At 49.4% G+C, this 22,169-nt stretch carries 28 protein-coding genes; 13 read left to right on the forward strand and 15 right to left on the reverse strand.

Annotated elements, in window-relative coordinates; all coding sequences use genetic code 11:
* Positions 1–14: 14 nt before the first annotated feature.
* From ACO0LI_RS10500 to ACO0LI_RS10515, 4 genes are all read right to left on the reverse strand, one after another.
* Entirely contained in the window at positions 15–350 is a 336-nt protein-coding gene (locus tag ACO0LI_RS10500; protein WP_423032522.1) for a hypothetical protein, read from the reverse strand.
* 77 nt (positions 351–427) lie between these two features.
* Positions 428–733, reverse strand: a complete 306-nt coding sequence (locus ACO0LI_RS10505; protein ID WP_422951250.1) for a hypothetical protein — start codon at positions 731–733, stop codon at positions 428–430.
* Positions 734–841: 108 nt separating this feature from the next.
* The gene (locus tag ACO0LI_RS10510) at positions 842–1,207 is read right to left on the reverse strand and encodes a hypothetical protein (protein WP_422951249.1); all 366 of its coding nucleotides are present in this window, start codon (positions 1,205–1,207) and stop codon (positions 842–844) included.
* A gap of 48 nt (positions 1,208–1,255) precedes the next feature.
* Entirely contained in the window at positions 1,256–1,615 is a 360-nt protein-coding gene (locus tag ACO0LI_RS10515) for a hypothetical protein (protein WP_423032523.1), read from the reverse strand.
* Positions 1,616–1,954: 339 nt separating this feature from the next.
* Here ACO0LI_RS10515 and ACO0LI_RS10520 point away from each other — a divergent pair, with 339 nt between their 5' ends.
* Positions 1,955–2,869, forward strand: a complete 915-nt coding sequence (locus ACO0LI_RS10520) for a LysR substrate-binding domain-containing protein (RefSeq protein WP_423032524.1) — start codon at positions 1,955–1,957, stop codon at positions 2,867–2,869.
* A 174-nt stretch (positions 2,870–3,043) separates the two neighbouring features.
* Here the strand turns inward: ACO0LI_RS10520 and ACO0LI_RS10525 are convergent, their stop codons facing one another.
* Positions 3,044–3,238, reverse strand: a complete 195-nt coding sequence (locus tag ACO0LI_RS10525) for a hypothetical protein (protein ID WP_423032525.1) — start codon at positions 3,236–3,238, stop codon at positions 3,044–3,046.
* 274 nt (positions 3,239–3,512) lie between these two features.
* Between ACO0LI_RS10525 and ACO0LI_RS10530 the strand changes: the two genes are divergently transcribed.
* Positions 3,513–3,896: a glutaredoxin family protein gene (locus ACO0LI_RS10530; RefSeq protein ID WP_423032526.1), complete on the forward strand. Its 384-nt coding sequence runs from the start codon at positions 3,513–3,515 to the stop codon at positions 3,894–3,896.
* 96 nt (positions 3,897–3,992) lie between these two features.
* Here the strand turns inward: ACO0LI_RS10530 and ACO0LI_RS10535 are convergent, their stop codons facing one another.
* The 3 genes from ACO0LI_RS10535 to argF all read right to left on the reverse strand — a co-directional run bounded on the left by ACO0LI_RS10535 (position 3,993) and on the right by argF (position 6,939).
* Positions 3,993–4,307: a pyrimidine/purine nucleoside phosphorylase gene (locus tag ACO0LI_RS10535; protein ID WP_423032527.1), complete on the reverse strand. Its 315-nt coding sequence runs from the start codon at positions 4,305–4,307 to the stop codon at positions 3,993–3,995.
* Between the two features lie 82 nt (positions 4,308–4,389).
* Positions 4,390–5,622, reverse strand: coding sequence for an argininosuccinate synthase (locus ACO0LI_RS10540; RefSeq protein ID WP_110257440.1), 1,233 nt, complete (start codon positions 5,620–5,622; stop codon positions 4,390–4,392).
* A 402-nt stretch (positions 5,623–6,024) separates the two neighbouring features.
* Positions 6,025–6,939: an ornithine carbamoyltransferase gene (gene argF, locus ACO0LI_RS10545; protein ID WP_423032528.1), complete on the reverse strand. Its 915-nt coding sequence runs from the start codon at positions 6,937–6,939 to the stop codon at positions 6,025–6,027.
* A gap of 516 nt (positions 6,940–7,455) precedes the next feature.
* On the opposite strand from argF, the gene ACO0LI_RS10550 reads away from it, so the two are divergent.
* From ACO0LI_RS10550 to ACO0LI_RS10575, 6 genes are all read left to right on the forward strand, one after another.
* Entirely contained in the window at positions 7,456–8,115 is a 660-nt protein-coding gene (locus tag ACO0LI_RS10550; RefSeq protein WP_162040678.1) for an SGNH/GDSL hydrolase family protein, read from the forward strand.
* A gap of 39 nt (positions 8,116–8,154) precedes the next feature.
* Complete coding sequence (locus ACO0LI_RS10555) at positions 8,155–8,811, forward strand: alginate O-acetyltransferase AlgF (RefSeq protein WP_423032529.1); 657 nt, start codon at positions 8,155–8,157, stop codon at positions 8,809–8,811.
* A 20-nt stretch (positions 8,812–8,831) separates the two neighbouring features.
* Positions 8,832–10,229 carry an MBOAT family O-acyltransferase gene (locus ACO0LI_RS10560; protein ID WP_423032530.1) on the forward strand — a complete coding sequence of 466 codons (1,398 nt, stop codon included), beginning with the start codon at positions 8,832–8,834 and terminating at the stop codon, positions 10,227–10,229.
* A 9-nt stretch (positions 10,230–10,238) separates the two neighbouring features.
* Positions 10,239–11,375, forward strand: a complete 1,137-nt coding sequence (locus ACO0LI_RS10565) for an alginate O-acetyltransferase AlgX-related protein (protein ID WP_423032531.1) — start codon at positions 10,239–10,241, stop codon at positions 11,373–11,375.
* A 25-nt stretch (positions 11,376–11,400) separates the two neighbouring features.
* Positions 11,401–11,901, forward strand: coding sequence for a 2'-5' RNA ligase family protein (locus ACO0LI_RS10570; RefSeq protein ID WP_423032532.1), 501 nt, complete (start codon positions 11,401–11,403; stop codon positions 11,899–11,901).
* Between the two features lie 106 nt (positions 11,902–12,007).
* On the forward strand, positions 12,008–12,751 hold the full coding sequence (locus tag ACO0LI_RS10575) for an SIR2 family NAD-dependent protein deacylase (protein ID WP_423032533.1): 744 nt from the start codon (positions 12,008–12,010) through the stop codon (positions 12,749–12,751).
* A gap of 16 nt (positions 12,752–12,767) precedes the next feature.
* Here ACO0LI_RS10575 and ACO0LI_RS10580 read toward each other — a convergent pair whose 3' ends face one another.
* The 5 genes from ACO0LI_RS10580 to ACO0LI_RS10600 are packed head-to-tail and all read right to left on the reverse strand — an operon-like array spanning position 12,768 to position 16,544.
* Positions 12,768–13,403 (reverse strand): SMI1/KNR4 family protein, encoded by a 636-nt coding sequence (locus ACO0LI_RS10580; RefSeq protein WP_423032534.1) that lies wholly within the window; start codon positions 13,401–13,403, stop codon positions 12,768–12,770.
* A 43-nt stretch (positions 13,404–13,446) separates the two neighbouring features.
* Positions 13,447–14,013 (reverse strand): hypothetical protein, encoded by a 567-nt coding sequence (locus ACO0LI_RS10585; protein ID WP_423032535.1) that lies wholly within the window; start codon positions 14,011–14,013, stop codon positions 13,447–13,449.
* A gap of 5 nt (positions 14,014–14,018) precedes the next feature.
* Positions 14,019–14,924, reverse strand: coding sequence for a ribosome small subunit-dependent GTPase A (rsgA, locus tag ACO0LI_RS10590; RefSeq protein ID WP_423032536.1), 906 nt, complete (start codon positions 14,922–14,924; stop codon positions 14,019–14,021).
* Positions 14,924–15,274 (reverse strand): 4a-hydroxytetrahydrobiopterin dehydratase, encoded by a 351-nt coding sequence (locus ACO0LI_RS10595; protein ID WP_422951234.1) that lies wholly within the window; start codon positions 15,272–15,274, stop codon positions 14,924–14,926. Before ACO0LI_RS10595 ends, rsgA begins: the two co-directional genes overlap by 1 nt.
* A gap of 10 nt (positions 15,275–15,284) precedes the next feature.
* Complete coding sequence (locus ACO0LI_RS10600; protein ID WP_423032537.1) at positions 15,285–16,544, reverse strand: M48 family metallopeptidase; 1,260 nt, start codon at positions 16,542–16,544, stop codon at positions 15,285–15,287.
* A gap of 42 nt (positions 16,545–16,586) precedes the next feature.
* Here ACO0LI_RS10600 and orn point away from each other — a divergent pair, with 42 nt between their 5' ends.
* On the forward strand, positions 16,587–17,183 hold the full coding sequence (orn, locus tag ACO0LI_RS10605) for an oligoribonuclease (RefSeq protein WP_162040688.1): 597 nt from the start codon (positions 16,587–16,589) through the stop codon (positions 17,181–17,183).
* A 97-nt stretch (positions 17,184–17,280) separates the two neighbouring features.
* On the opposite strand, the gene ACO0LI_RS10610 is transcribed toward orn, so the two are convergent.
* Together ACO0LI_RS10610 and ACO0LI_RS10615 are read right to left on the reverse strand one after the other, a co-directional pair.
* Positions 17,281–17,715, reverse strand: coding sequence for a VOC family protein (locus ACO0LI_RS10610; RefSeq protein ID WP_423032538.1), 435 nt, complete (start codon positions 17,713–17,715; stop codon positions 17,281–17,283).
* Between the two features lie 27 nt (positions 17,716–17,742).
* Positions 17,743–18,099, reverse strand: a complete 357-nt coding sequence (locus ACO0LI_RS10615; protein ID WP_422951232.1) for an FKBP-type peptidyl-prolyl cis-trans isomerase — start codon at positions 18,097–18,099, stop codon at positions 17,743–17,745.
* Between the two features lie 449 nt (positions 18,100–18,548).
* On the opposite strand from ACO0LI_RS10615, the gene ACO0LI_RS10620 reads away from it, so the two are divergent.
* From ACO0LI_RS10620 to ACO0LI_RS10635, 4 genes are all read left to right on the forward strand, one after another.
* On the forward strand, positions 18,549–19,523 hold the full coding sequence (locus tag ACO0LI_RS10620) for a cytochrome D1 domain-containing protein (RefSeq protein ID WP_423032539.1): 975 nt from the start codon (positions 18,549–18,551) through the stop codon (positions 19,521–19,523).
* 61 nt (positions 19,524–19,584) lie between these two features.
* Entirely contained in the window at positions 19,585–20,340 is a 756-nt protein-coding gene (locus ACO0LI_RS10625) for a polysaccharide deacetylase family protein (RefSeq protein ID WP_423032625.1), read from the forward strand.
* Positions 20,340–21,320, forward strand: coding sequence for a sterol desaturase family protein (locus tag ACO0LI_RS10630; RefSeq protein WP_422951230.1), 981 nt, complete (start codon positions 20,340–20,342; stop codon positions 21,318–21,320). Before ACO0LI_RS10625 ends, ACO0LI_RS10630 begins: the two co-directional genes overlap by 1 nt.
* Positions 21,317–22,162, forward strand: coding sequence for an EI24 domain-containing protein (locus tag ACO0LI_RS10635; RefSeq protein WP_422951229.1), 846 nt, complete (start codon positions 21,317–21,319; stop codon positions 22,160–22,162). The genes ACO0LI_RS10630 and ACO0LI_RS10635 overlap by 4 nt, the downstream gene beginning before the upstream one ends.
* Positions 22,163–22,169: the final 7 nt, after the last annotated feature.

Genomic DNA, 22,169 nt, shown 5'->3' on the forward strand with positions numbered 1-22,169 from the left:
CAGCGGGTTTTTACCTATGGCAGGTAACCATCGACGAGAATCTGAGTGTAACCGGGCAAGCCCAGCAAGCTCAAACGGCCATCTTTACCTATGGTGATGGCCGGCTCGCGTTTGAGCAATTCACTCACGTTTTGCAAGCCGCTATCGGTAATTTTTTGGCGACCTATGATGAGCTTGCCTGCTGCCAGTTCGCGGTTTGCCTCTATATCTGTTTGCGCGCCGTTGATCTCTACCTGTTGCACTTTTTGAGCTTCCACATTGGCAGGTGGAACAGCAGGAGTATTTTGTTGTGACCAGACTGCGCTGCTGGCGAGCAGCAAGCCGGACATTGCGGTGATGCGGATATACATACAATTTTTCAGAAGTCTAATCTTCGCAAGAGGGCATTACAATTAATGATCAATTACCGACAGTAAAACCTCGAGGTTTATTCTGGATTGCGCGAGCATATTTTTGTGCAGTCTTTTTCTGCCTTAATTCTGACGCGCTCCAGTTCATCTTCCTCTTTTTTGCGTAGCTCTTTTAGCTTTGCTGGCTCTTTTTCTTTTTCAATTTCTGCACGAATGATGTCGAGCCCTTTTCGATTGACTGCGAAATCAGGGGATACTTCATTACATACACGTTCGCACTCTGCACGGGGACGCGCTTTCCTGCCTTCGGGGCTAAACTGTGCCTGAGCTTCAATACAAGGCAATGCGCTTAGCATCAACGTCAGCAATAAAAATATTTTCATTCGGTCAGATATCTCTTTGCAAAGGGCAGTATCGTTAGGCTTAGTTTGTGCCAGGCAACCAGGCAATTATGAAGTTATCAAAAAAAAATGCTAATTGAGTCTTATGGCTTATTCTGGATTGTTGATGCAAATATTCTGGCAAACGTTTTCTATTTTTTCTTTTACCCGCTCCAGCTCTTTTTTCTCTTCTTGACGTAATTCACTTAACTTTTCAGGGTCTGATTCTTTTTTTATCGCGGCAAGGATTTTGTCGAGATTTGTTCTGAAATTCGGAAGCTCAATGGTTTTTGCATTACATCTATATTCACATTCAGCACGTGTACTCACCCTCTTGCCTTGATGGTTAAACTGCGCCTGAGCGTTCATGCCAGACAATGCGCTTAATATCAATGCCAGCAATAAAAATCTTTTCATTCGATTTAATCTCATTTTATTTTTGACAAACGACTTCATCGCAGGCTTCGCTCCTGCCATAGAAGAGTGTGATTATGAATTTATTCAAATACTAATTAGACCTCAGATTTAGTCAGGATTGCCCTCGCAAATATATGTGCAGGATTTTTCAACTTTGTCTTTGACACGTTCCAGTTCGTTTTCTTCTTTTTTGCGTAGATCTTTGAGTTTTGCAGGATCTTTTTCTTTTTCAATTTCCGCCCGGATTTTATCTAGACCTTTCCGGTTATGTGCGAAATCAATAGATCCTTCATTACATAAGCGCTCACACTCTGCGCGTGGGCGGGCCTTTCTTCCTTCTATATTAATCTGGGCCTGCGCCTCGATACAGGACGAAGCGCTTAGTATTATTATCATTAATAAAGATAGTTTCATTCCATCTGACCTTTGTGAGTAACAGCCTACCGTATTGCCTGTGCTGAGAAACATGCTGGCTTTGCATGCATTTCCATTGCAAAAAAACAAACTGCATATTAGTTGTGTAAGTTTCACAATGTCAATTGTTATAGCGATATTTTTTGCTGAACATGCTTCATGCAGATATCTTCGTCAGGCTCATAGTTATTGCCTGCATCTCACCTTAATTCTGCATCTGCTTCAAATGAGATAAAGCACTGACTTTGTCCTGATAAGTTCTTCTTATACTTGGGCTTAAATAGCAATGCCATTGTGGTCGATTGCGTATTTCGGTAAGATCAAGACGGATAAAATAAGTATTTTGCGAATTAAGCAAAGATAGGTCAGGCTTGGCCAGAAAGTAGCATCATCATGCTGGATGAAATCAAAACCTTTATCGCGGTTGCTACTGAAGGCAGTTTCAGTGCTGTTGCGCGCAGCCATGATCTGGCGGTCTCTTCCATTACCCGCAAGCTTGATGCGCTGGAGGCCGATCTGGGTGTCAGGCTGTTTGCCCGCAGTTCGCGTTCCATTACTTTGACTGATGCCGGTAATCAGTTCTTGCCGCGTGCCCGTACCATCGTTGCTGAAATGGAGGAGGCCAGGCATGTGCTGGCTGACCTGCATGCTGATCCGCGAGGTTTGTTGACCGTGACAGCGCCGGCAGCGTTTGGCCGCATGCACGTAGTGCCTGCACTGGCCAGTTTTCTTGAACGCTATCCTTTGATGCAGATAGATTTACATCTCAGTGATGATTTCGTTGATTTGCTCACGCGCAGGGTGGATGTAGCGATACGAATAGGTGTGCTGCCTGATAGTGACCTGGTTGCCACCCGGCTGGCACCGATTAACCGGCTGGCTTGTGCCAGCCCGGCTTATCTGGCTGCGCATGGGCGGCCAGCCTCTCCCGAGCAATTACTTCAACACAATTGCCTCAATATCGCATCGTCACCCTTGCCATATGGCTGGTGGAGTTTTGCGGGTGCCAGGAATGAGATGGCCTTGCCTGTCAAAGGCAATTTCAAAAGTGATGATACCGAAGCACTGCTCGCTGCCGCCGTGGCAGGTATGGGTATTGCGCATCTTGCCAGCTGGATGGTGTGCGATATGCTGCGCGCAGGCAGGCTGGAACTCTTGTTCCCCGACTTACCCATGCCAGCCAAAGCTGCCCAGACAGGCATACATGCAGTGCGCATGCCCGGGCGTTCTCATACAGCCAAGGCGCAGTTGTTTATCGCCCATCTGAAGGCGTGTTTTGGTGAGCAGCCGTATTGGGAAGATTTTTAAATAATACTTAGGATAGTGCCAGTCGCGACCATTCGGCGTATTGATCGTCAGGTTTGAATAACCGGGAGGTCGGTCGGGAAGAAGCCAGTACTCTTGCAGAACAGCCTGTGGTGGCATTGCTGCCCACACCAGGCTGTTACATCTCGTCAATCAGGCTGACGAGCTAGGCTAATGTTAGCCTATGCAGCCAGCGCAACGATAGCGTGGTGTGTAGAACAGGTTGCAAGAATCCTGGTTGCCATTCTGGCATTCTTCATACCAGGCTACACAAGTTTCACAGGGGATAAGGGCAGATGCGCTGCCTGCGAAACCGAAAGCGATACCAACGCCGACAAAAAATGTAAACAATGCTTTTTTCATTTTGCTCATTACTGACTCCTGGGGTTGTGTGAAAGTCAAATGTCGTTGTGTCGAGAGTAATCTCGACGCGTTGATGCTAGGTTAACAATGTCAATAGGTCAATATTTATTTATTGAATATACTTATTAAATATTTATATTGACAATATTTGCCTGGCCAGAATATTGTTCACAACTGCTGGTTGTGACTCAGGTCATAGAACTTGATTGCAGTTCATCAAGGTTGCAGTTCATCAAGGCCTGGCTTGCAATCGTTGTTTGGCTTATCAATGGAAGGTGGAAAAATGCTGAAACAGAGACTGAAATCAATCGCTTCATACGCTTTGATCCTTGTCGCTGGGCTGGCCGTAGGGCTGGCAGCGGCTAATGTCCCGCGCTGGCTGACGCCTGCTTATATTGAAGGGGATTACAAGGCGTATTTCCCTGATGCAAAGACCAAGGTCGTGCTGTATGCGACATCTACTTGCCCGTATTGCACCAAAACCCAGGAATACCTGAAGGCGAAAAATATCGCTTACGTCAAATTTGATATTAATGAATCAGAGCAGGCACGCAAGGAATTCAAGCAGTTGAAAGGAGAGATGGTACCGCTGATACTGGTGGGCAACCGCCAGATAGCCGGTTTCAAACCTGAAGTTCTGGATTCAGCATTACAGCAACTGCATTAGTGCAAGGCGCTGATTGTCTTGCAAGTGCAAGCCTGGCGTCAGCCGACGGGATTGCCATCGTCGGCTTTCTGCTTACTTTTTGCTGAATTAGACTGCTCAGATAAAATGACAGACATAATCGAGAGTATCAATAGTCTCGATTTCAAAACGTGAATTGGCCGGGACGTTGAATTGCTGGCCAGCTTCATAGGTATTCCATTCCGTTTCACCCTGCAAACGTATACGGCATTTGCCTGCATTTACTTCCATGATCTCGGCTGCAGCTGTATTGAATACCAGGCTGGATGGGAAGATCACGCCTATGGTTTTTTTGCTGCCATCGGCAAACAGAACGGTGTGGGAGACGCATTTGCCATCGAAGTAGAGATTGGCTTTTTTAACGACACTGACTTGATCAAATTGAGTGGACATGCGGTAAAACTCCAAAAAAAGACCCGCGCAAATGAATGGGCGGGTCGGGAATAGTTTAAAGATTCAGGTTTTATTGATTGCGTTACTGACCGCGTTTTGCGCGGGCATTGGCTGCAATACGCATGCGCAATGCATTCAGTTTGATAAAGCCGCCAGCGTCTGCCTGGTTGTAGGCGCCGCCATCTTCATCAAAAGTAGCGATGTTCATGTCGAACAACGAATCGGTTTTGGAATCACGCGATACCGTGATGACATTGCCCTTGTATAGCTTCAGGCGTACCCAGCCATTGACTGTGTGTTGGGTATGATCAATCAGGGTTTGCAGCGCGACGCGCTCTGGTGCCCACCAGTAGCCGTTATAAATCAGGCTGGCGTAACGTGGCATCAGGTCATCTTTCAGATGGGCGACTTCACGGTCCAGGGTGATGGATTCTATTGCACGGTGGGCGCGCAGCATGATGGTGCCGCCCGGCGTTTCATAACAGCCACGGGATTTCATACCAACATAACGGTTTTCCACCAGGTCCAGACGGCCTATGCCGTGCTTGCCACCGAGGCGGTTCAATTCTGTCAGCACCGTCGCTGGCGACATGCGTACGCCATTCAGGGCAACGATGTCACCGCGCTCAAATTCTACATCCAGGTATTCTGGCTGGTCTGGTGCCGCTTCTGGGCTGACAGTCCAGCGCCACATGGATTCTTCAGCCTCAGCACTTGGGTTTTCCAGGTGACGGCCTTCAAAACTGATATGCAACAGGTTGGCATCCATGGAGTAGGGCGCGCCACCGTTTTTATGTTTCTGGTCGATTTCTATGCCTGCATCTTCAGCATATTTCATCAGTTTTTCACGGGACAGCAAATCCCATTCACGCCATGGAGCAATGATCTTGATACCTGGCATCAACGCATAGGCACCGAGCTCGAAACGTACCTGGTCATTACCTTTGCCAGTCGCGCCATGGGAAATGGTGTCTGCACCAGTTTCTTTAGCGATTTCGATGAGGCGTTTGGCGATCAGTGGGCGGGCGATGGACGTACCCAGCAGGTATTCACCTTCATACACGGTATTGGCACGGAACATAGGGAAGACGAAGTCGCGCACGAATTCTTCACGCACATCATCGATAAAAATATTTTCAGGCTTGATACCAAACTTGATGGCTTTGGCGCGCGCTGGTTCCAGCTCTTCACCCTGGCCCAGATCGGCAGTGAAAGTGACGATTTCGCACTGATAATTATCTTGCAGCCATTTCAAAATGACAGAGGTATCCAGACCGCCAGAATAGGCGAGGACGACTTTTTTAGTATCGCTCATGATGTGCTTTCGAAAAAATTAAAACTTAAGGCTTAAGACCGAAAAGATCACCACAGAGACACAGAGACACAGAGGAAAAACTTGGAGAAAATCCAGGTCGATTCTTGGTCAGTATGAGTCTGCTTGCTCTTTAAATTAATTTGCAGCTATATAAATACTTAAAAAGAGAGAGGTCAGCAAAATTGTCCAACTCAAATCTCTTGTAGGTTGGGCTACACTTTATCAGCCCAACAAAATCACAGATACCAGTCTTGTACAATCTGGAGTTGGATAAAGGCCTTGTCCAAGTCGCAAATTCTTTGACCCATATTAGATGAGCCGTAACAAGATTTTCTCCGGTTTTTCATCTGTGCCTCTGTGTTGAGAGGTCTTTTCCAAAAAATTACCGTGGTCGTAACAAGATCAGCGAATCTCGCCCACCACCAAATATTCCAGCAAGGCTTTTTGCACGTGCAGGCGGTTTTCGGCTTCGTCCCAGACTACTGATTGCGGGCCGTCAATCACACCGGCAGACACTTCTTCACCACGGTGCGCGGGCAGGCAGTGCATGAACAGGGCATCGGGATGGGCGCGGGCCATTTTTGCTTCATCGACTATCCAGCCATCAAAGGCTTTCAGTCGCGCCTGGTTTTCATCTTCATAACCCATGCTGGTCCAGACATCGGTATTGACGAGATCGACACCGGCACAAGCTTCGGACGGGCTGTCAAATACCGTGTATTGCGACGGGTCTGCCGTCACCTGCGCCATATCGATGTCGTAGCCTTTTGGCGTAGAGATATGCAGGTGGAAGTTGAATACCTGGGCTGCCTGCAGCCAGGAGTACAGCATATTATTGGCATCACCTATCCAGGCCACCTTTTTGCCGGTGATGGAGCCACGGTGCTCAATATAGGTAAACACATCGGCCAGTACCTGGCAGGGGTGATGTTGATTCGTCAAACCATTGATGACAGGTACGCGCGAATTCGCCGCAAAGCGTTCTATCATTTCTTGCTCAAAAGTGCGGATCATGATGATGTCACACATGCGTGACATGACCTGGCCTGCATCTTCTACCGGCTCGCCGCGGCCCAACTGGCTGTCGCGGGTATTCAGGTAAATGGCTGCACCACCTAACTGATGCATGCCCGCTTCAAAGGACAGGCGGGTACGAGTCGAGTTTTTCTCGAACACCATGACCAGGGTTCTGTCCAACAAAGGGTGATAGGTCTGATAAGCCTTGAAGCGCTGTTTGATGATGCGGGCACGCTGCATCACGTATTCAAACTCGGACAGGCTGAAATCGGAAAACTGCAGGAAATGTTTGATAGCCATAAATAAAACGGGCAGCAAGTTAAGCTTGCCGCCGCTTGTCATAACTGCTTAATTATAAGGGATTAATCGAGGCTTCCCATATTAAATTCTGGGAGCAGGCAAATTTGACCCTTTTTACTTGGGTTTGCCCATAAAAGAAGATATTGCACTTCTTGTTACTGCCTTCTCCCAAAGCTTAGCATCAAATGATGGTTTTAGGCAGATAGAAGGAATGAGCATAGCAACAAGAGTGTTTTTGAGATGTTGCCGCAAGGAAAATTGCATTTGTGAACTTTCGTCAACTAGCTGGAATTTCATATTGGTTTGTTTAAACTAGATTTCATTGCTGTATTTGCATAAATATTTGGTGATTAGCGCCGCGGTTGCGCGAAATTCCGAGGGAATTGTAAGCAAATGCAATCAAGTGTTAATAAATGAAACATCTTGCAGATGAAGTTCGCCTGATAAATTCTTCCAGAAATGATGAAGGACTCAACAGCGAATATTTTTTAAATGATTTTGTAAAGAATACAAACTATGAGCGCTCTGTTAGCCGGACTGACCGTCCTGATCATTGGCGATAGCCATATGTCCACCCCGGATTACCTGATCACCACTTTGCACGATGACTTGATGAGCAAGGGTGCCGTAGTGTATTCCTTCGGTGCCTGCGGTGTTGCCGCTGGTGACTGGATGGTGAAAAGCCAGTCACCTTGCGGTGGTGCTACCCGTATCAAGGATGGTCCGGTAGAAGTGAAAACCGGGCAAGACGCGATGACCCGCCCCTTCAATGAACTGGTCAAAACCTACAAACCTAATCTGGTGGTTGTCGTCAATGGCGACACCATGGCATCTTATGCCGCGCCTGAATTGCCAAAGACATGGATCTGGCAACAGGTGTCTCGCCTGACCAAAGGCGTTAAAAACAATGCAGTAGGTTGCGTCTGGGTAGGCCCGGCCTGGGGTACTGAAGGCGGCAAGTTCAACAAGACTTTTGCCCGCGCCAAAGAAATGTCCGGTTATTTGTCCGAGATCGTCGCCCCTTGTACTTACATCGATTCCCTGACCATGTCCAAGCCGGGCGAATGGGCATCGTCTGATGGCCAGCATTTTGATCTGGCTGGTTACAAAGCCTGGGGTACTGCAATTGGCAATGCCATTTCTTCTCCTGCAGTTTTGCAAACCATCAAAAAATAAATAAAAAATCATTAAAAATAAATACGGACTCTGACCCACATGAAAAAGCTTATCTTTGCTTGCCTGACTTCAGCCTTGACTCTGGCAGCGCATGCTGACAATCCTTTGTATGAAACCGGGCCTGCTCAGGATTCATCCTTTGTCAGGTTTCTCAATGCAAGCGAAGATAAAGCGAATGTGGTCAATGGCGCAGCCAAAGTGGCTCTGGCTGCCCAGGGTGACGCCAGGGTTTCCCGTTTTTATCCCGTTAAGGCGGGTGCCAAGCTGGCAGCCAATGTGCAGGTCGGTAGCGCCAAGACTTCTGTCGAAGTCGTTGCCAAGCCAGGTGAATTTGTCACCATTGCCATCGTCAGCAATGGCACCGGCATAGCAACGGTGGTAGTCAAAGATACGCCGACAGATTTTAATGCCAGCAAAGCCTCGGTTGCCTTGCTCAATCTGGACAGCACTTGTAATGCCGCTGGTTTGAATGTGGCAGAAAAAAATACCGCCATACTGGAAGCAGTGAAACCAGCCAGCCTGCAGCGTCGCCTGGTCAATCCCATCAGCCTGAAAACTCAGGCGATCTGTGATGCCAAGGACGTGGGTAAAACCATAGACCTTGGGCAGTTGCAACCAGGTGAGCGTTATAGCGTGGTTGTCATGCCTGGCAAAAAAGCACGCCAGACTTTCTTTGTACGCGACAGTACGTCCTGATCTGATTACGGGTTCTGGCCATGGTATTTGCGTCCCTGGAGTTTCTGACTCTCTTTCTACCCCTGTTCTTTGCACTTTATCTCGTCACGCCCCAGCGTTTTCGTAATCACACTTTATTGGTCGGTAGCTGGCTGTTCTATGCCTGGTGGACACCAAAATTCCTGTTGCTGATTATCGCTTTGACGGTACTCGCCTGGGGTGCAGCAATACTGATAGACAAGAGCCAGAGCGAACAACGCAAAACCCGCTTGATGGTGATTGCCATCGTCCTCAACCTGTCGTCGCTGGTCTGGTACAAATACACCAATATGCTGGTGTATTCACTCAATACCATTTTGACTGGCCGTGACATGCCCACCATACCGTGGGAAAACCTGATGCTGCCGATAGGCTTGTCCTTCACGGTCTTGCATGCGATTTCTTATATCGTTGATGTGCGCCGCAAAACGGTGGATGCACAATACAGCATCATTTCTTTCAGCGCCTATATGGCGATGTTCCCGCATCTGATCGCCGGCCCGATTGTGCGCTACAAGGTTATCGACACCGAATTGCGTGAACGTGTTTTTTCGATAGACAAGTTTGCTGCCGGTGTGCGCCGCTTCATGGTCGGCTTTTCGATGAAGGTCCTGATTGCCGACACCTTGTCACCCATCGTGACCCTTGGCTTTGGCTTGCATAATCCCAGTTTGATCGATGCCTGGACTGCTTGTGCGGCCTACACCCTGCAACTGTATTTTGATTTTGCCGGCTACAGCGCCATGGCGATAGGCCTGGGCCTGATGCTGGGTTTCGATTTCCAGGAAAATTTCAATAATCCCTATCTGGCGGTATCGATACAGGATTTCTGGCGTCGCTGGCACATGACCTTGTCGTCATGGTTGCGTGATTATCTTTATATTAGCCTGGGTGGTAACCGTGGTGGTCCAACTCGTACCTACATCAATCTTTTGCTGACGATGGCCATAGGTGGTTTGTGGCATGGCGGCGAAAACTGGAATTACCTGATCTGGGGCATCATCCAGGGCACCGCCCTGTGCTGTGACCGCGCATTTACCCAGCGTGGTTTATCCATGCCCAATTATTTGTCGCGCACTCTGACCTTGCTGGTTGTCATGCTGGCATGGACAATTTTCCGTTCTGAGAGTTTTGCTACTGCCACTGATATCTGGGCAGGCCAGTTTGGTATGCACGGTGTTGCCATGGGTGACGCGATCGCCCAGGCGCTGCGTCCCAGTATCATCGTGACCTTTGTGCTTGGTCTGGTCTGTGTCATATATCCTGCCACCAAAATTGGCAAGCAGGGCGGCCTCGGTTTTGCGGGCTGGAGCATGACCTGGCCAGTGCTGACTTTTGCTTATGCTGTCGTGGTTCTAGCTGGGCAAAAAGCGATTCCCTTCCTGTATTTCCAGTTTTAGGAGATCATCATGAGTGAGTGTTTTAGTTTTGATCCCAAAAAAGCTGGCTGGACACGCTTTATCCCTGTTGCTGCCTTTGGCGTCATCATGCTTGGTGGTTTTGCCGTTACCCAGACATCCCTGCGCGATGTGCCAGAAGAAAAATGGGAGGGCATAGGTAAAATACACCGTCTGCTCGATGGCGAAGCAACGCGGCAGTTTTCAACCCAACTGAATGAGCACTTCCTGTTAAGCAAACCATTTGCAAAAATTGAACGTGGCGTCACTTGGACTATCGCCGGTGACACCGGCGCTTCTGTGCGCCGTGGCTGCGATGGCTGGTTGTTTTTGTCAGATGAGCTGACCCCTTATGCGCATGCAGCAGAGAATGCAGCAGCCAGGGCCAGGATCATTACCCAGACTGCCGCTGACCTGCAAATGCGCGGCATCAAACTGGTGGTTGCTGTCGTGCCCGACAAAACCCGCATAGAAGAAGATCATCTGTGCGGTTTGCATCGTCCCACAGCATTTGCCAACCGTTTGAATGACTGGGTCAGCACCCTCGCAAGTAACAAGGTCGAAGTGCTGAACTTTGCACCAGCTTTGTCAGCCATGACAGGCGAGCGTTACTACCGCAGTGATTCGCACTGGAATGAGCGCGGTGCCAACCTTGCAGCGACGACCCTGGCAGACCGCCTGCAATCTTTGAAGCTCGTCGATAAGCCAGCAAATGCGCCTGACCCCAAAGCCATACAAAGCAATACGACCGAACGTTCTGGCGACCTCATGCGCGTCTCCAATCTTGAAGGCTTGCCAGCATGGATGCGCCCAGCGACAGAAGTCACCCAGGTCAGCAAGGTCGCACCCGTAGCAGTCGCCAGTGATGATTTGTTTGGCGATGCAGGCTTGCCGACCGTGGCCCTGGTTGGCACATCCTTTAGCCGCGCAGCGAATTTTGTCCCTTTCCTGAGCCAGCATCTCGGCGCCCCGGTTGCCAACCTGGCCAAGGATGGCGGGGATTTTGACGGCGCAGCTTACGCGTACCTGAACAGTAAAGAATTCAAAACCCAACCACCTAAAGTCGTAGTCTGGGAAGTGCCGGAGCGCATGCTGCAAAAAACACTGACTGCATCAGAAAAAAAATGGCTGGAGACTTTTAAGACATAATCCTGATTTGCTTGGGATTTCTGCCATGCTACATTCACGTCAGCAGTTGAGCATGTTTGTACCTGTACAAGCCGCCATAGAGTTGGAACAAGTGCGGCGGGTAGTCGATCCTGTGCAGAGCAGTCTTATCCCGGCACATATAACTTTATGCCGCGAAGATGAACTGTGGGATTTACCCGCGATAAGGAGCCGGCTGCAAAACTTGCGCCAGCCTGCCATATCCCTGAGTTTCGCTGCTGCAGAAATATTCTACGAGCACGGCCTGATCATGCATTGCGTAGCAGGGGCGGATGCATTTCTTCATCTGCGTGAATTTGTGCTGGATTCAAAAGACATCAGGGCGCAGCATCCACACATGACTCTGGCCCACCCCAGAAACCCCAAGGCTCCCGGCAATTCTCTTGACGTTGCGGCTAACCTGCCGACACCCTTGCAGCTTGTTTTCCCCAGCATTTGTCTGATAGAACAAAGCGGCAATGATCCCTGGCGAGTTCTCGAAACTTATGAATTTAGTGTTGGTGCCTGAGCTACCTCGGGCGGCATTTTTTCGACATATGATATGCTGAACTTTCACTTGATGCCGTGGCGTTGAATTTTCACGGAAAAATTCCTTCAGTGCGCCAACATTGCTTATGAAAGCCGAAATACAAACAAATAAAATAGTTGTCTTGTCAGGTTCAGGCATCAGCGCCGAGAGCGGAATTCCCACTTTTCGTGATGCAAATGGCCTGTGGCATAACTATTCCTGGGAAGCCGTGGCCAGTCCCAGCGGCTGGCAAGCCCATCCCGAAGTCGTGCTGGAATTTTATAATGAACGCAGGTTGCAGGCAGCCGAGGCACAACCCAATGTCGCCCATCTTGCTCTTGCTGAACTTGAATCGGCCTATGAAGTTGTTGTGATCACCCAGAATGTAGATGATCTTCATCAGAGGGCCGGCTCTTCAAACGTCATTCATGTGCACGGACAATTGAATCATGCACGCGGCACTTCTGAAGCGCGCAGGCGTTACCGTATTGATGCTGCGCCCATACAATTGGGGCAACTCTGTGAAGATGGTACCCAACTTCGCCCTGATATAGTCTGGTTCGGTGAAGATGTTGAATATCTCGAAGAATCCAGAAGGCATATCGCAACCGCTGCCAAAGTTCTCGTGGTCGGCACCTCATTGACTGTTTTTCCCGCAGCTTCATTGGTCAGGGCCGCGAGGGGCAGGGCAGAGAAAATACTGGTTGCACTGGCAATGGACAAGCTGCCTTATGGCTTCAGGTTCATGCGTGGCAAGGCGAGCAGTATTGTTCCATTCTTATGTCAAGGTTGGTTGGCTGAACACCAAAATCGCAACCTCTATCCTGATTCAGATAAGCACGCTTCCTGATGAGAATGGGCTGTAATTAATACAGCCATTTCCTCACAAGCCCGGTGCCGTGGCGCTGGGCCAGCAGGTCAAGGCCTGCGTCTTCATTCTCATGTATTTCTGCCAGGCAGCGTATCATCAGTGCATCCAGATATTCTTCCACTGAAGTGAAGAAGGGATTAAGCATGCTGCCATCATCATGGTCAAAATAAAAGACTTCGCCGCTGTCACGGAGAAAGCAAAACATATTGCCGTTACCCAGGTAGTCACCAAAGACTACCATGTCTTCAAACAGCTCCAGCACTTGCTCATCTTCGTACTTGAGCATATCAACGATGCTTGGATACGCTTCCAGCAAAGGCTGGATAGGAGTATCGCCAACTGAGCTGACGCTGCATAATTTTTCTGCCAGTGACAGAGCGCCCAATTCAAGGTGGTAAGCTTTCAATGCAACTGGCAATTGACAGGATAAGCGCTGTTCCAGTTCAAGTACCTCTGTCTCGCTGACTGGGGCAAAAACTGCCTGGCTGACATGCCCTTCCCATAATGCAGCATAGGCGGTGATGACGGCGCGATACCAGACTGACCTGTCTTCAGGCGTCAGCAGTTCTGGCCAGCATAAATCAGGGCAGCCAGGTGGTGGCCACTGATCTGTTGAACCCATGTCTTGCATTCGAATGTCTCCTGTTTCTTGTCGCACTGCTCGTCAGCCTGGCTTAATTGCATACTTTCTTGTCAGACGGGCCCAGTACCTTTGCCTGCGTAAGCAATAATTGATAGATGGGATAGGGCCAGTGTTCAAAGAGTTTCAGTTTGCCACCTACCGGGCAACTGGAAGTGGCGTATATTTTGCTGGAGTCTGTCAGCATATATCCCATCTTGAATTTAATATTCTCAGGGAATGGATTTTCCACTTCGAGGAACATGTCCTTCTTTTTATCCATTTGTTCGAATTTCAAAACCAGAGTGCGCTCCGGGTGCGTGTTGGCAGCGACCGCTTGCTCCAGTTTGATTGCCCCGTTCTCGACACTCGCTTCTATAAACACGGTCTCACCAGGGTATACAGAAATCAATTTATTATTGATCAGTACGGGTAGCGGTGTTTCAATTGCACTTTCAAATATCTCTTGATTATTCAACTGAAGCCGGACGTTCGGTGTACGACAATAGATCTGCTTGCATGGATCCTTCTCGTCTGTTTTAGCGTCAGCAGTTTGTGCAAGGGAATAGCCCGCTTGCAAAAAAAGTAGTGATGCCAGGAGGCTCGCGCGTAGTAAATTCATGCGTTTCAGTATCCTACAGTCTGCTTAGATTCATGCACCAGTTGTTCAAACATGTCATGCCGCATGGTCGAGATTTCGCCATCCTTGACTGCCGCCAGAATTGCGCAGCCAGGTTCGGTGTGGTGGTGGCAATTATAGAATTTACACTTGCCCAGATGTGGCAAAAACTCTGGGAAGGCGCGTTCCAGCATGCCTTCACTGAGGTGGTGCAAACCAAATTCCTGAAAGCCTGGGGAGTCGATCACATAGGAGTTCTCATCCATGTGATACAGGCGGGTGAATGTGGTCGTGTGTTTGCCGGTGTCCAGCGCTGCCGAGATTTCGCGGGTCGCGATTTCTGCATCGGGGATCAGCAAATTGATCAGTGAAGATTTACCCATGCCAGACTGGCCGATCAGGATAGTGCTTTGCCCCTGCATCAGATTATGCATGAGCTGGCGCGTACCTTCGGGATCTGTTCTGACCGATACTTCATGTACCGGATAGCCGAGCTTGGCATACAGGCCAACGCGCTCTCTTGCCTTGGGCAGGGAGGCAGTGACATCGACCTTGTTCAGGATCAGGTGCGGTTTGATGCCCGACGATTCCGCCGCCACCAGGGCGCGTGATACCAGGTCATCGGTAAAGCTGGGTTCAGTCGCAACAACGATCAGCAATTGCGTCAGGTTGGCTGCCAGCATCTTGGATTTGTACTGGTCAGAGCGATACAGCAAAGTCTTGCGCGTGGTGATGGCTTCTATCACGCCCTGGTTTTTGGATGTCAGGGCGTATTCAACAATGTCGCCAACCGAGACATCGCTTTTCTTGCCACGGGTGACGCAATGGAGCTTGATTTGCACCCCGTCAATCTCTGCCTGTACCAGATAGTGGCGGCCATGGGCAGCAATGACTAAAGCTTGTGGACGCGCCATCAGGAAAAACTCTGCTGAAAAATCGCGTCTATCTTGGCAGCACAGATAAAGTCATTTTCTGAAATGCCACCTTTGCCATCATTTACAGTGTGCGTATCAAACTTGATGACGCAACGGTTATAAGTCACCACCAGTTCAGGGTGATGGTCTTCTGCATGGATCACGTAGGCAATCGCATTGATGAAGGACAGGGTTTCATAATAATTCTTGAACTGGAAAGTCCTGACGATGCGTGGGCCATCTTGTGTCCATTGTGGTGTGGCCGCAAAGTAGGCTGGCAGGCTGGCGTCATCGAGGCCGGTTTCTGTATGCTGGGATTTCTTCGCCAGCAGGTCTGTGAATTTGATCATGGTGTCTCCGTTATTGTGCTGCCAGCAGGTGGTTGATACGCACCGATGCTGAGGGATGTGAGTCATAAAACGCCGAATGCAGAGGATCAGGCGTCAGGGTAGAGGAATTGTCGTCATACATCTTGACCAGGGCAGTGACCAGGTCATTGGCATTCGTATGTTTGGCAGCAAAGGCATCGGCTTCAAATTCATGTTTGCGTGAAGTGATCGCGCTCAGCGGTGAAAACAGGAACGTAAACACCGGCAAGACCAGCATGAATAAAATAATCGCCATTGCATCATTTTGCGCCAGCAACATGGGATCAACTCCCAGGCCAGTGTAGAACCAGATTTGCTCTTTAAAAAAGCCCAGCATGGCCATGAAGACCAGCGACAAAGCAAACATGACGGCCATGCGCTTGATAATGTGCTTGAGCTTGAAGTGACCGAGTTCATGGGCCAGCACGGCTTCAATTTCATTTGGTGCCAGACGTTCCAGCAAGGTGTCATAAAACACGATGCGTTTGGCGCCACCAAAGCCGGAGAAGTAGGCATTGCCATGACCAGAGCGTTTTGAGCCATCCATAACAAAGATGCCTTTCAAGGCAAAGCTGACGCGTTTGCTCAGGTTTTCTATGCGTTCGCGTACCTCTTCATTGTCCAGCGGCCAGAATTTGTTGAACAGGGGCGCAATCACGATCGGGAAGATCAGCATGATCAACATCTGGAAACCGATGAAGAATGCCCAGGCGTACAGCCACCACAGGCTGCCAGCTTTTTCCATCAGGGTCAGTATCACCCAGATCAGGGGCAGGCCCAGTACAGCACCTATCAGGGTATTCTTGATCATGTCAGTGAAAAACAGGCTCAGTGTCATTTTGTTGAAACCAAATTGTTCTTCCAGCACGAATTGTGAGTAATAGGTAAAGGGGAATTCAATCACGCTGCTAATAATGGCAAATGCCACCAGCAGGCTGATCTGATACCACATGCCAGGGCCAGTGAGCTTGACCAGATGCACAGACAGCCATTGCAAGCCGCCAAACAGGGTAAAACCCATCAGCACGGCTGCATTCAATAGCAGCATGGCCATGCCCAGCTTGGTCTTGGCAATAGTGTAGTCCGCCGCCTTTTGGTGAGAGGCAAGACCTATCTTTTCTGCGAATTGCGCAGGCACAGCAGCACGGTTGCGCAGGATGTGGCGAATATGGCGGGAGCCCAGCCAGAACTGAATAATCAGTGCCAACAGCAGGAAGGAAACGAATAAAACCGAAAAAACGGATGAAATCATGGGAAAATGTGACATTCGATAAGTAATAGCCAAGGAAGAATTATGTCACAAGCGACCGACATTCAAACAAACACTGCAAATCCTGCCACGCCAGCACGTCCAAATGAAATGAACCTGATCTGGCTGGACATGGAAATGACAGGCCTGGACCCGGATACAGATCGTATCATTGAGGTGGCCGTGGTGGTAACGGATTCACAATTGAATGTACTGGCAGAAGGCCCCGTATTTGCAATTCATCAATCTGATGAAACCCTGGACAAGATGGATAACTGGAACAAGGGCACGCATGGTCGCTCTGGCCTGATCGACAAGGTCAAAGCCTCTACCGTGACGGAAGCCGACGCTGAAGCCGCCCTGATCGCCTTCTTGAAGCCCTATGTGCCTGCAGGTAAATCACCTATGTGTGGCAATACCATTTGCCAGGACCGCCGCTTCATGGCGCGTGGCATGCCCAAGCTGGAAGCTTTCTTTCACTACCGTAATCTTGATGTATCGACATTGAAAGAACTGTGCCGCCGCTGGAAGCCGGAACTGGCATCCGGCTTCAAAAAGCATCAAAAGCACACCGCACTGGCGGATATTCTGGAATCCATCGAAGAGCTCAAATACTATCGCGAGCATTTCATTAAAGAATAAGCTGTATTCACCAAATTTGTAACAAATAAGCAAAAAAGCCAGGCTAAGCCCTGGCTTTTGTCTTTTTGGTTTATTTTTTGTGCTTATTTGAGCGGTCTCAGAACAGCACCAGTCCCTCATAGGGATTGAGTTTCAAGCTATCTAACCGTGATTGCAAGTCACCGACATGCAATTCCAGCTTGTGGCCGTCAGGATCAAGCAGGTAAAGCGAATCACCTTCGCTTTTATTGATTTTCCATAGCGTCAATTCGCCTGCATCTGCCATTTGCTTAAAAATGGCAAAGGACGCAAGGTTCACGGAAAATGCAGTGTGGGTGTATTCAGGGGGAACACTGGTACGGCAATCCTGGTCAAGCGAAAGACAAATCCAGTCATTGCCAGCTTCCAGATAAGCACCGTTTTTCCAGCGGGCGACTGGTTTCAAGACCAGTGCATCGACATAAAAGCGAAAAGAGCGCTCAAGGTCAGTGACCGAGAGCGTAATATGATTCAAGCCCATGACAGCTGTCACGGGCTTGTTCAAATCAGACATGCTGATTGTTGAAAGTGCAGGGGACTATTAAACGCCCAGCAATTCCACTTCAAATATCAGGGTTGCATTGCCAGGGATGACACCACCAGCGCCGCGTGGGCCATATCCCAGGCTGGAAGGAATAGTCAGCAGGCGGGTGCCGCCCACTTTCATTCCTTGTACGCCTTCATCCCAGCCTTTGATCACATGACCAGCGCCTAATGGGAAAGAAAATGGCTGACCACGGTCTTTGCTGGAGTCAAACTTCTTGCCTGCGCTACCGTCAGGATTTTGCAACCAGCCTGTGTAGTGAACATCAACGTGGTTACCGGCTTCTGCTTCTGCGCCTTCGCCGATGACTTTATCTTCATACTGCAAACCGCTTACTGTTGTAATAGTGCTCATTATTTTTCCTTTATATCGCGTCTTGTTACGCTTGTTACGATTATTACGCTTTAAATTTGTTGCTGTTATTTAATGCCAGATTTGCCGCTTTCAAGCCTGTCGTTCAATTCGATCTGCTAAATAATAAAACAATATGCAGAGCGATAGTATTGACTTGCCATCATGTTGCCAGATATTGCTATCAGGTAATTTTTCTGGGAATTTTCAAAGAAGCCGATGATCAAGTACCGGAATCGTCATCACTGATCTTAAAAAAGCTGGCGCAATTGTAGAGCAAAAGAAAAGAATTTGGTCACTTGCATCTGGTTTCTTGCCCTGACAGCAATAGAGGCAAGCTTGATTTTGGACAAATTAGGTGAAAAATCTCAAAAACAATTGAAGGAAAGCTCTTTCCTTATTGTCATGCGCTGTAAAATGCCAGTTCGATTTATTTTTTTGCGGTCTTTTTCATGCGTAGTCGTATCTTGTTGTCGTCTTTGGCGTTTTCTTTGGTTTCCGCACTCTCTGCATTTTCTGCACAGGCCAATGTAGTCGTGGTGCTCAATTCGCGCGATGCCACTGTGAGCCTGCTTGACCAGGCCACTTATAAAGAAATCAGCACCTTTCCTGTAGGCAAGGAACCCCATCATTTGATGGCCACCCCAGACAACAAATCCCTGATCGTGGCAAATGCGGTTGGCAATGAGCTGGTTTTCCTAGACCCCAAGACTGGCCAGATACAGCGCCGCATGAAGGATATTGCCGACCCTTACCAGATTGGCTTTTCACCAGACCAGAAGTGGTTTATCTCTAACTCCCTGCGCCTTGACCGTGTTGATTTCTATAAGTTTGACGGCCAGGAGATGAAGTTGGTACAACGTGTACCACTGGCGAAATTGCCTAGCCATATGGCTTTTGATGCAGCCAGCACGACGGTTTTTATCACCCAGCAAGGCAGTGACCAGATTTCTGCGATTGATCTGGCAACTCAAAAAATCAAATGGACTATCCCGGTAGGCAAGCTGCCTGCAGGTATTTCCATGACGCCTGATGATAAATACTTGCTGGTGGGCATTATGGGCAGTAATTATATTGAAGTCATCGATTGGCGCACACAGAAGACCGTCAAGAAAATCAAGGCAGGTGAGGGTACGCATAACTTCCGTGCCCTGGGCGACAAGCGTCATACCTTTGTCTCCAACCGCACTTCCAACGAGATCAACATCCTTGACCAGCAGACCCTGGAAATTATCGGCACTATTCCCGTTCCAGGCGGCCCTGACTGTATGGAAGTCAGCGAAGATGGCAAAACCCTGTGGGCAACCCTGCGCTGGATCAAGAAAGTGGCTGTCATTGATATTGCCAGCCGTAAGGTCATCAAGCTGATTCCGGTTGGTCGTTCCCCGCATGGCGTCTTCTTTGCCAATCGTGCCGGCAATATGTAAATTGCAGTGGCCTGCACGTGTGGCCACTGTGGCCATTGCGCCCATTCTGGGCTTGGTTGCCATGCTGTGCTCGCCTGCGGTAATTGCAGCGACGGCAGCGGGCAATTGCAAGGGAAGCATCTACCTGACTTTTGATACCGGCAGCCAGTCGCAGGCAGAACTGATTGCTGCGACCCTGCGCCGTCATCAAATCAAGGCGACTTTTTTCCTGGCGAATGAAAAGACCGTGCGAGGCGACTATTCGCTGGACATGAGTTGGTCACCGTACTGGAAAAAATTGGCAGAAGAAGGCCATGCTTTTGGTACCCACACTTTCGATCATGTGTATGTCGCCGGCGATTTGCCCGATGGCCGTATCACCGTCAAGCCGCAGTTTGGTGCGCAAGCTGGCCAGACCCTGCAATGGACAGCAAAAGAATATTGCCAGGAGCTACGCCGTGTTGATCAGCGCTTCTTTGCCCTGACGGGTAAAAAGCTGGATCCTTTGTGGCGCGCGCCGGGTGGCAAGCTCACGCCCAATTTGTTGAAGGCCGGGCAGGCTTGTGGTTATATGCATGTGGGCTGGTCACCCGCCGGGTTTTCTGGCGATGAATTATCCAGCGAAAAATTCAGCAACCCCATGCTGCTCAGACGCGCTCTCGATAAGCTCAGGGATGGTGATATTTTTATGGCGCATCTTGGCATATGGTCACGCAAGCAGGCCTGGGCACCAGAAAACCTGGAGCCACTACTTAGCGGCCTTGAGCAAAAATCCTTTTGTTTTGCTACTCTACGCGAACACCCCGCTTATCAAAATTTACATCAGCAGAAAAAATAATGACTATTTCCGATCTGTTCACGAATCTGCAAGCCTGGATTTTTGAAACGATAGTACAGCCCGCCATGTTCAATCTGGGGCTGGGTGAATTTGTAGAAGACTCCTATGAAGGCGTCGAATGGTTCATGCTCGGCGTTTTGCAATTGATTGTGCTGTTCATCATCTTGCGCCCGCTGGAATCATGGATGCCAGTGCATGAGATCAAGAACCGCTATGCACGCTGGAATGATTTCATCTATACCGCCTTGCACAGGCTGGGGGCTTTTTCCATCCTCGTGTTTTTTGTGCTTGACCCTTTGCTGGATCAACTCACAGCCCTGCTGCACCTGCAAGGCGTGAACCCCTTCAACCTGGAAAACATCTGGCCAGATATGTTGCAATATCCGGTTCTGCTGTTTTTGGTGTACCTGGTGGTGCTGGATTTTTTTGATTACTGGTATCACCGTGCCGAGCACCAGTTCAACTGGTGGTGGGCACTACATAGCCTGCACCATAGCCAGCGCGACATGAATTTGTGGAGTGACAACCGTAATCACCTGCTCGATGATTTTATCCGCGATATTTACATGGGTTTGATTGCGATTGTCATTGGTGTGGAGCCAGGGCAATATGTCATGCTGGTCATGGCATCACAAATGCTGCAAAGCCTGCAACATGCAAACGTACGCATCCATTTTGGCCGCATCGGTGAATACCTGCTGGTGTCACCACGTTACCACCGTACCCATCATGCCATAGGCATAGGCCATGAGACCCATGGCAAGGGTACCCTTGGCGGGCATAACTTTGCGGTGTTGTTCCCCATCTGGGATGTATTGTTTGGTACCGCGCTGTTCGCCAAAGAATTTTCGCTGACTGGCATACGTGACCAGTTACCCGCACCGGAAGGCAGCGCACGCAACTATGGCGAGGGATTCTGGTCACAGCAATGGCTGGGTTTAAAGCGCATGTTTGGATTTGACAAGGAAAAACAATCATGAATATCGCATCCGTGATGCGGGCCTGGGGCAGGGCAGTAGCAGCGCAATTGCATTACCGTATGCTGCTGCTGACTTTTTTGCCTTTTATGGTCGCCCTCATTTTATGGGGCGCTGCCATGTGGTGGGGCTTGCAAGCAATGATGGATTTTATACAGGCCTGGTTGAGCGAACATGATGGTTTTGCAAGGGTAAGCAGTGTTCTCAACATAGTCGGCCTGATTGCTCTCAAGATGGTGGTCGTACCGCTGGTAGCCATGTGGGTACTTTTGCCATTGATGATATTTACCTCATTGATGTGCATAGCGGTGTTTGCCATGCCCGCCATCAGCAAACATGTGGGTATGCGTGATTACCCTGAGCTGGAACAAAAGAACGGCGGCACGTTCCTCGGTAGCATGGGACATTCCTTATCTTCTTTCCTCATTTTTGCGCTGATCTGGTTTGTGAGTTTGCCGCTGAACCTGATCCCCTTCGTTGGCCTGGTGCTGCAACCGCTTTTATGGGGCTGGCTGACTTACCGGGTCATGGTGTACGATGCACTGGCCCTGCATGCGGATGCAGATGAGCGTGCCAGCTTGATTCAGGAGCATCGCTGGTCTTTGCTGTCTATAGGCATCATTGCAGGCCTGTTTGGCGCAGCACCTGGTTTGTTGTGGCTTGGCGGGGTTGTCTCTACCCTGTTCTTGCCTGTGATCGCAGGCGTGGCGATCTGGGTTTATGTACTGGTGTTTGTCTTTACCGGACTGTGGTTCCAGCATTACTGCCTGGAAGCCTTGCAGCGTCACCGTAGCGTAGCGCCCCAGGCAGGGGCGCCAATTCCGCAAACACTGCCCAGCCTGTAATATAAAA

The organism is Undibacterium sp. Tian12W (assembly GCF_049339405.1).
Taxonomy (GTDB): domain Bacteria; phylum Pseudomonadota; class Gammaproteobacteria; order Burkholderiales; family Burkholderiaceae_D; genus Undibacterium.

Excerpts from the sequence above, each read along its gene's own strand:
- argF (WP_423032528.1), bottom strand. The coding sequence starts at position 6,939 with ATGGCTATCAAACATTTCCTGCAGTTTTCCGATTTCAGCCTGTCCGAG.
- ACO0LI_RS10620 (WP_423032539.1), top strand. The coding sequence starts at position 18,549 with ATGCGTAGTCGTATCTTGTTGTCGTCTTTGGCGTTTTCTTTGGTTTCC.
- ACO0LI_RS10565 (WP_423032531.1), top strand. The coding sequence starts at position 10,239 with ATGAGTGAGTGTTTTAGTTTTGATCCCAAAAAAGCTGGCTGGACACGC.
- ACO0LI_RS10520 (WP_423032524.1), top strand. The coding sequence starts at position 1,955 with ATGCTGGATGAAATCAAAACCTTTATCGCGGTTGCTACTGAAGGCAGT.
- ACO0LI_RS10525 (WP_423032525.1), bottom strand. The coding sequence starts at position 3,238 with ATGAGCAAAATGAAAAAAGCATTGTTTACATTTTTTGTCGGCGTTGGT.
- ACO0LI_RS10610 (WP_423032538.1), bottom strand. The coding sequence starts at position 17,715 with ATGTCTGATTTGAACAAGCCCGTGACAGCTGTCATGGGCTTGAATCAT.
- ACO0LI_RS10530 (WP_423032526.1), top strand. The coding sequence starts at position 3,513 with ATGCTGAAACAGAGACTGAAATCAATCGCTTCATACGCTTTGATCCTT.
- ACO0LI_RS10575 (WP_423032533.1), top strand. The coding sequence starts at position 12,008 with ATGAAAGCCGAAATACAAACAAATAAAATAGTTGTCTTGTCAGGTTCA.
- ACO0LI_RS10550 (WP_162040678.1), top strand. The coding sequence starts at position 7,456 with ATGAGCGCTCTGTTAGCCGGACTGACCGTCCTGATCATTGGCGATAGC.
- ACO0LI_RS10555 (WP_423032529.1), top strand. The coding sequence starts at position 8,155 with ATGAAAAAGCTTATCTTTGCTTGCCTGACTTCAGCCTTGACTCTGGCA.
- ACO0LI_RS10510 (WP_422951249.1), bottom strand. The coding sequence starts at position 1,207 with ATGGCAGGAGCGAAGCCTGCGATGAAGTCGTTTGTCAAAAATAAAATG.
- ACO0LI_RS10515 (WP_423032523.1), bottom strand. The coding sequence starts at position 1,615 with ATGTTTCTCAGCACAGGCAATACGGTAGGCTGTTACTCACAAAGGTCA.
- ACO0LI_RS10630 (WP_422951230.1), top strand. The coding sequence starts at position 20,340 with ATGACTATTTCCGATCTGTTCACGAATCTGCAAGCCTGGATTTTTGAA.
- ACO0LI_RS10585 (WP_423032535.1), bottom strand. The coding sequence starts at position 14,013 with ATGAATTTACTACGCGCGAGCCTCCTGGCATCACTACTTTTTTTGCAA.
- ACO0LI_RS10560 (WP_423032530.1), top strand. The coding sequence starts at position 8,832 with ATGGTATTTGCGTCCCTGGAGTTTCTGACTCTCTTTCTACCCCTGTTC.
- ACO0LI_RS10500 (WP_423032522.1), bottom strand. The coding sequence starts at position 350 with ATGTATATCCGCATCACCGCAATGTCCGGCTTGCTGCTCGCCAGCAGC.
- ACO0LI_RS10595 (WP_422951234.1), bottom strand. The coding sequence starts at position 15,274 with ATGATCAAATTCACAGACCTGCTGGCGAAGAAATCCCAGCATACAGAA.
- ACO0LI_RS10580 (WP_423032534.1), bottom strand. The coding sequence starts at position 13,403 with ATGCAAGACATGGGTTCAACAGATCAGTGGCCACCACCTGGCTGCCCT.
- ACO0LI_RS10625 (WP_423032625.1), top strand. The coding sequence starts at position 19,585 with ATGCTGTGCTCGCCTGCGGTAATTGCAGCGACGGCAGCGGGCAATTGC.
- orn (WP_162040688.1), top strand. The coding sequence starts at position 16,587 with ATGTCACAAGCGACCGACATTCAAACAAACACTGCAAATCCTGCCACG.
- ACO0LI_RS10615 (WP_422951232.1), bottom strand. The coding sequence starts at position 18,099 with ATGAGCACTATTACAACAGTAAGCGGTTTGCAGTATGAAGATAAAGTC.
- ACO0LI_RS10600 (WP_423032537.1), bottom strand. The coding sequence starts at position 16,544 with ATGATTTCATCCGTTTTTTCGGTTTTATTCGTTTCCTTCCTGCTGTTG.
- ACO0LI_RS10540 (WP_110257440.1), bottom strand. The coding sequence starts at position 5,622 with ATGAGCGATACTAAAAAAGTCGTCCTCGCCTATTCTGGCGGTCTGGAT.
- rsgA (WP_423032536.1), bottom strand. The coding sequence starts at position 14,924 with ATGGCGCGTCCACAAGCTTTAGTCATTGCTGCCCATGGCCGCCACTAT.
- ACO0LI_RS10535 (WP_423032527.1), bottom strand. The coding sequence starts at position 4,307 with ATGTCCACTCAATTTGATCAAGTCAGTGTCGTTAAAAAAGCCAATCTC.
- ACO0LI_RS10505 (WP_422951250.1), bottom strand. The coding sequence starts at position 733 with ATGAAAATATTTTTATTGCTGACGTTGATGCTAAGCGCATTGCCTTGT.
- ACO0LI_RS10570 (WP_423032532.1), top strand. The coding sequence starts at position 11,401 with ATGCTACATTCACGTCAGCAGTTGAGCATGTTTGTACCTGTACAAGCC.
- ACO0LI_RS10635 (WP_422951229.1), top strand. The coding sequence starts at position 21,317 with ATGAATATCGCATCCGTGATGCGGGCCTGGGGCAGGGCAGTAGCAGCG.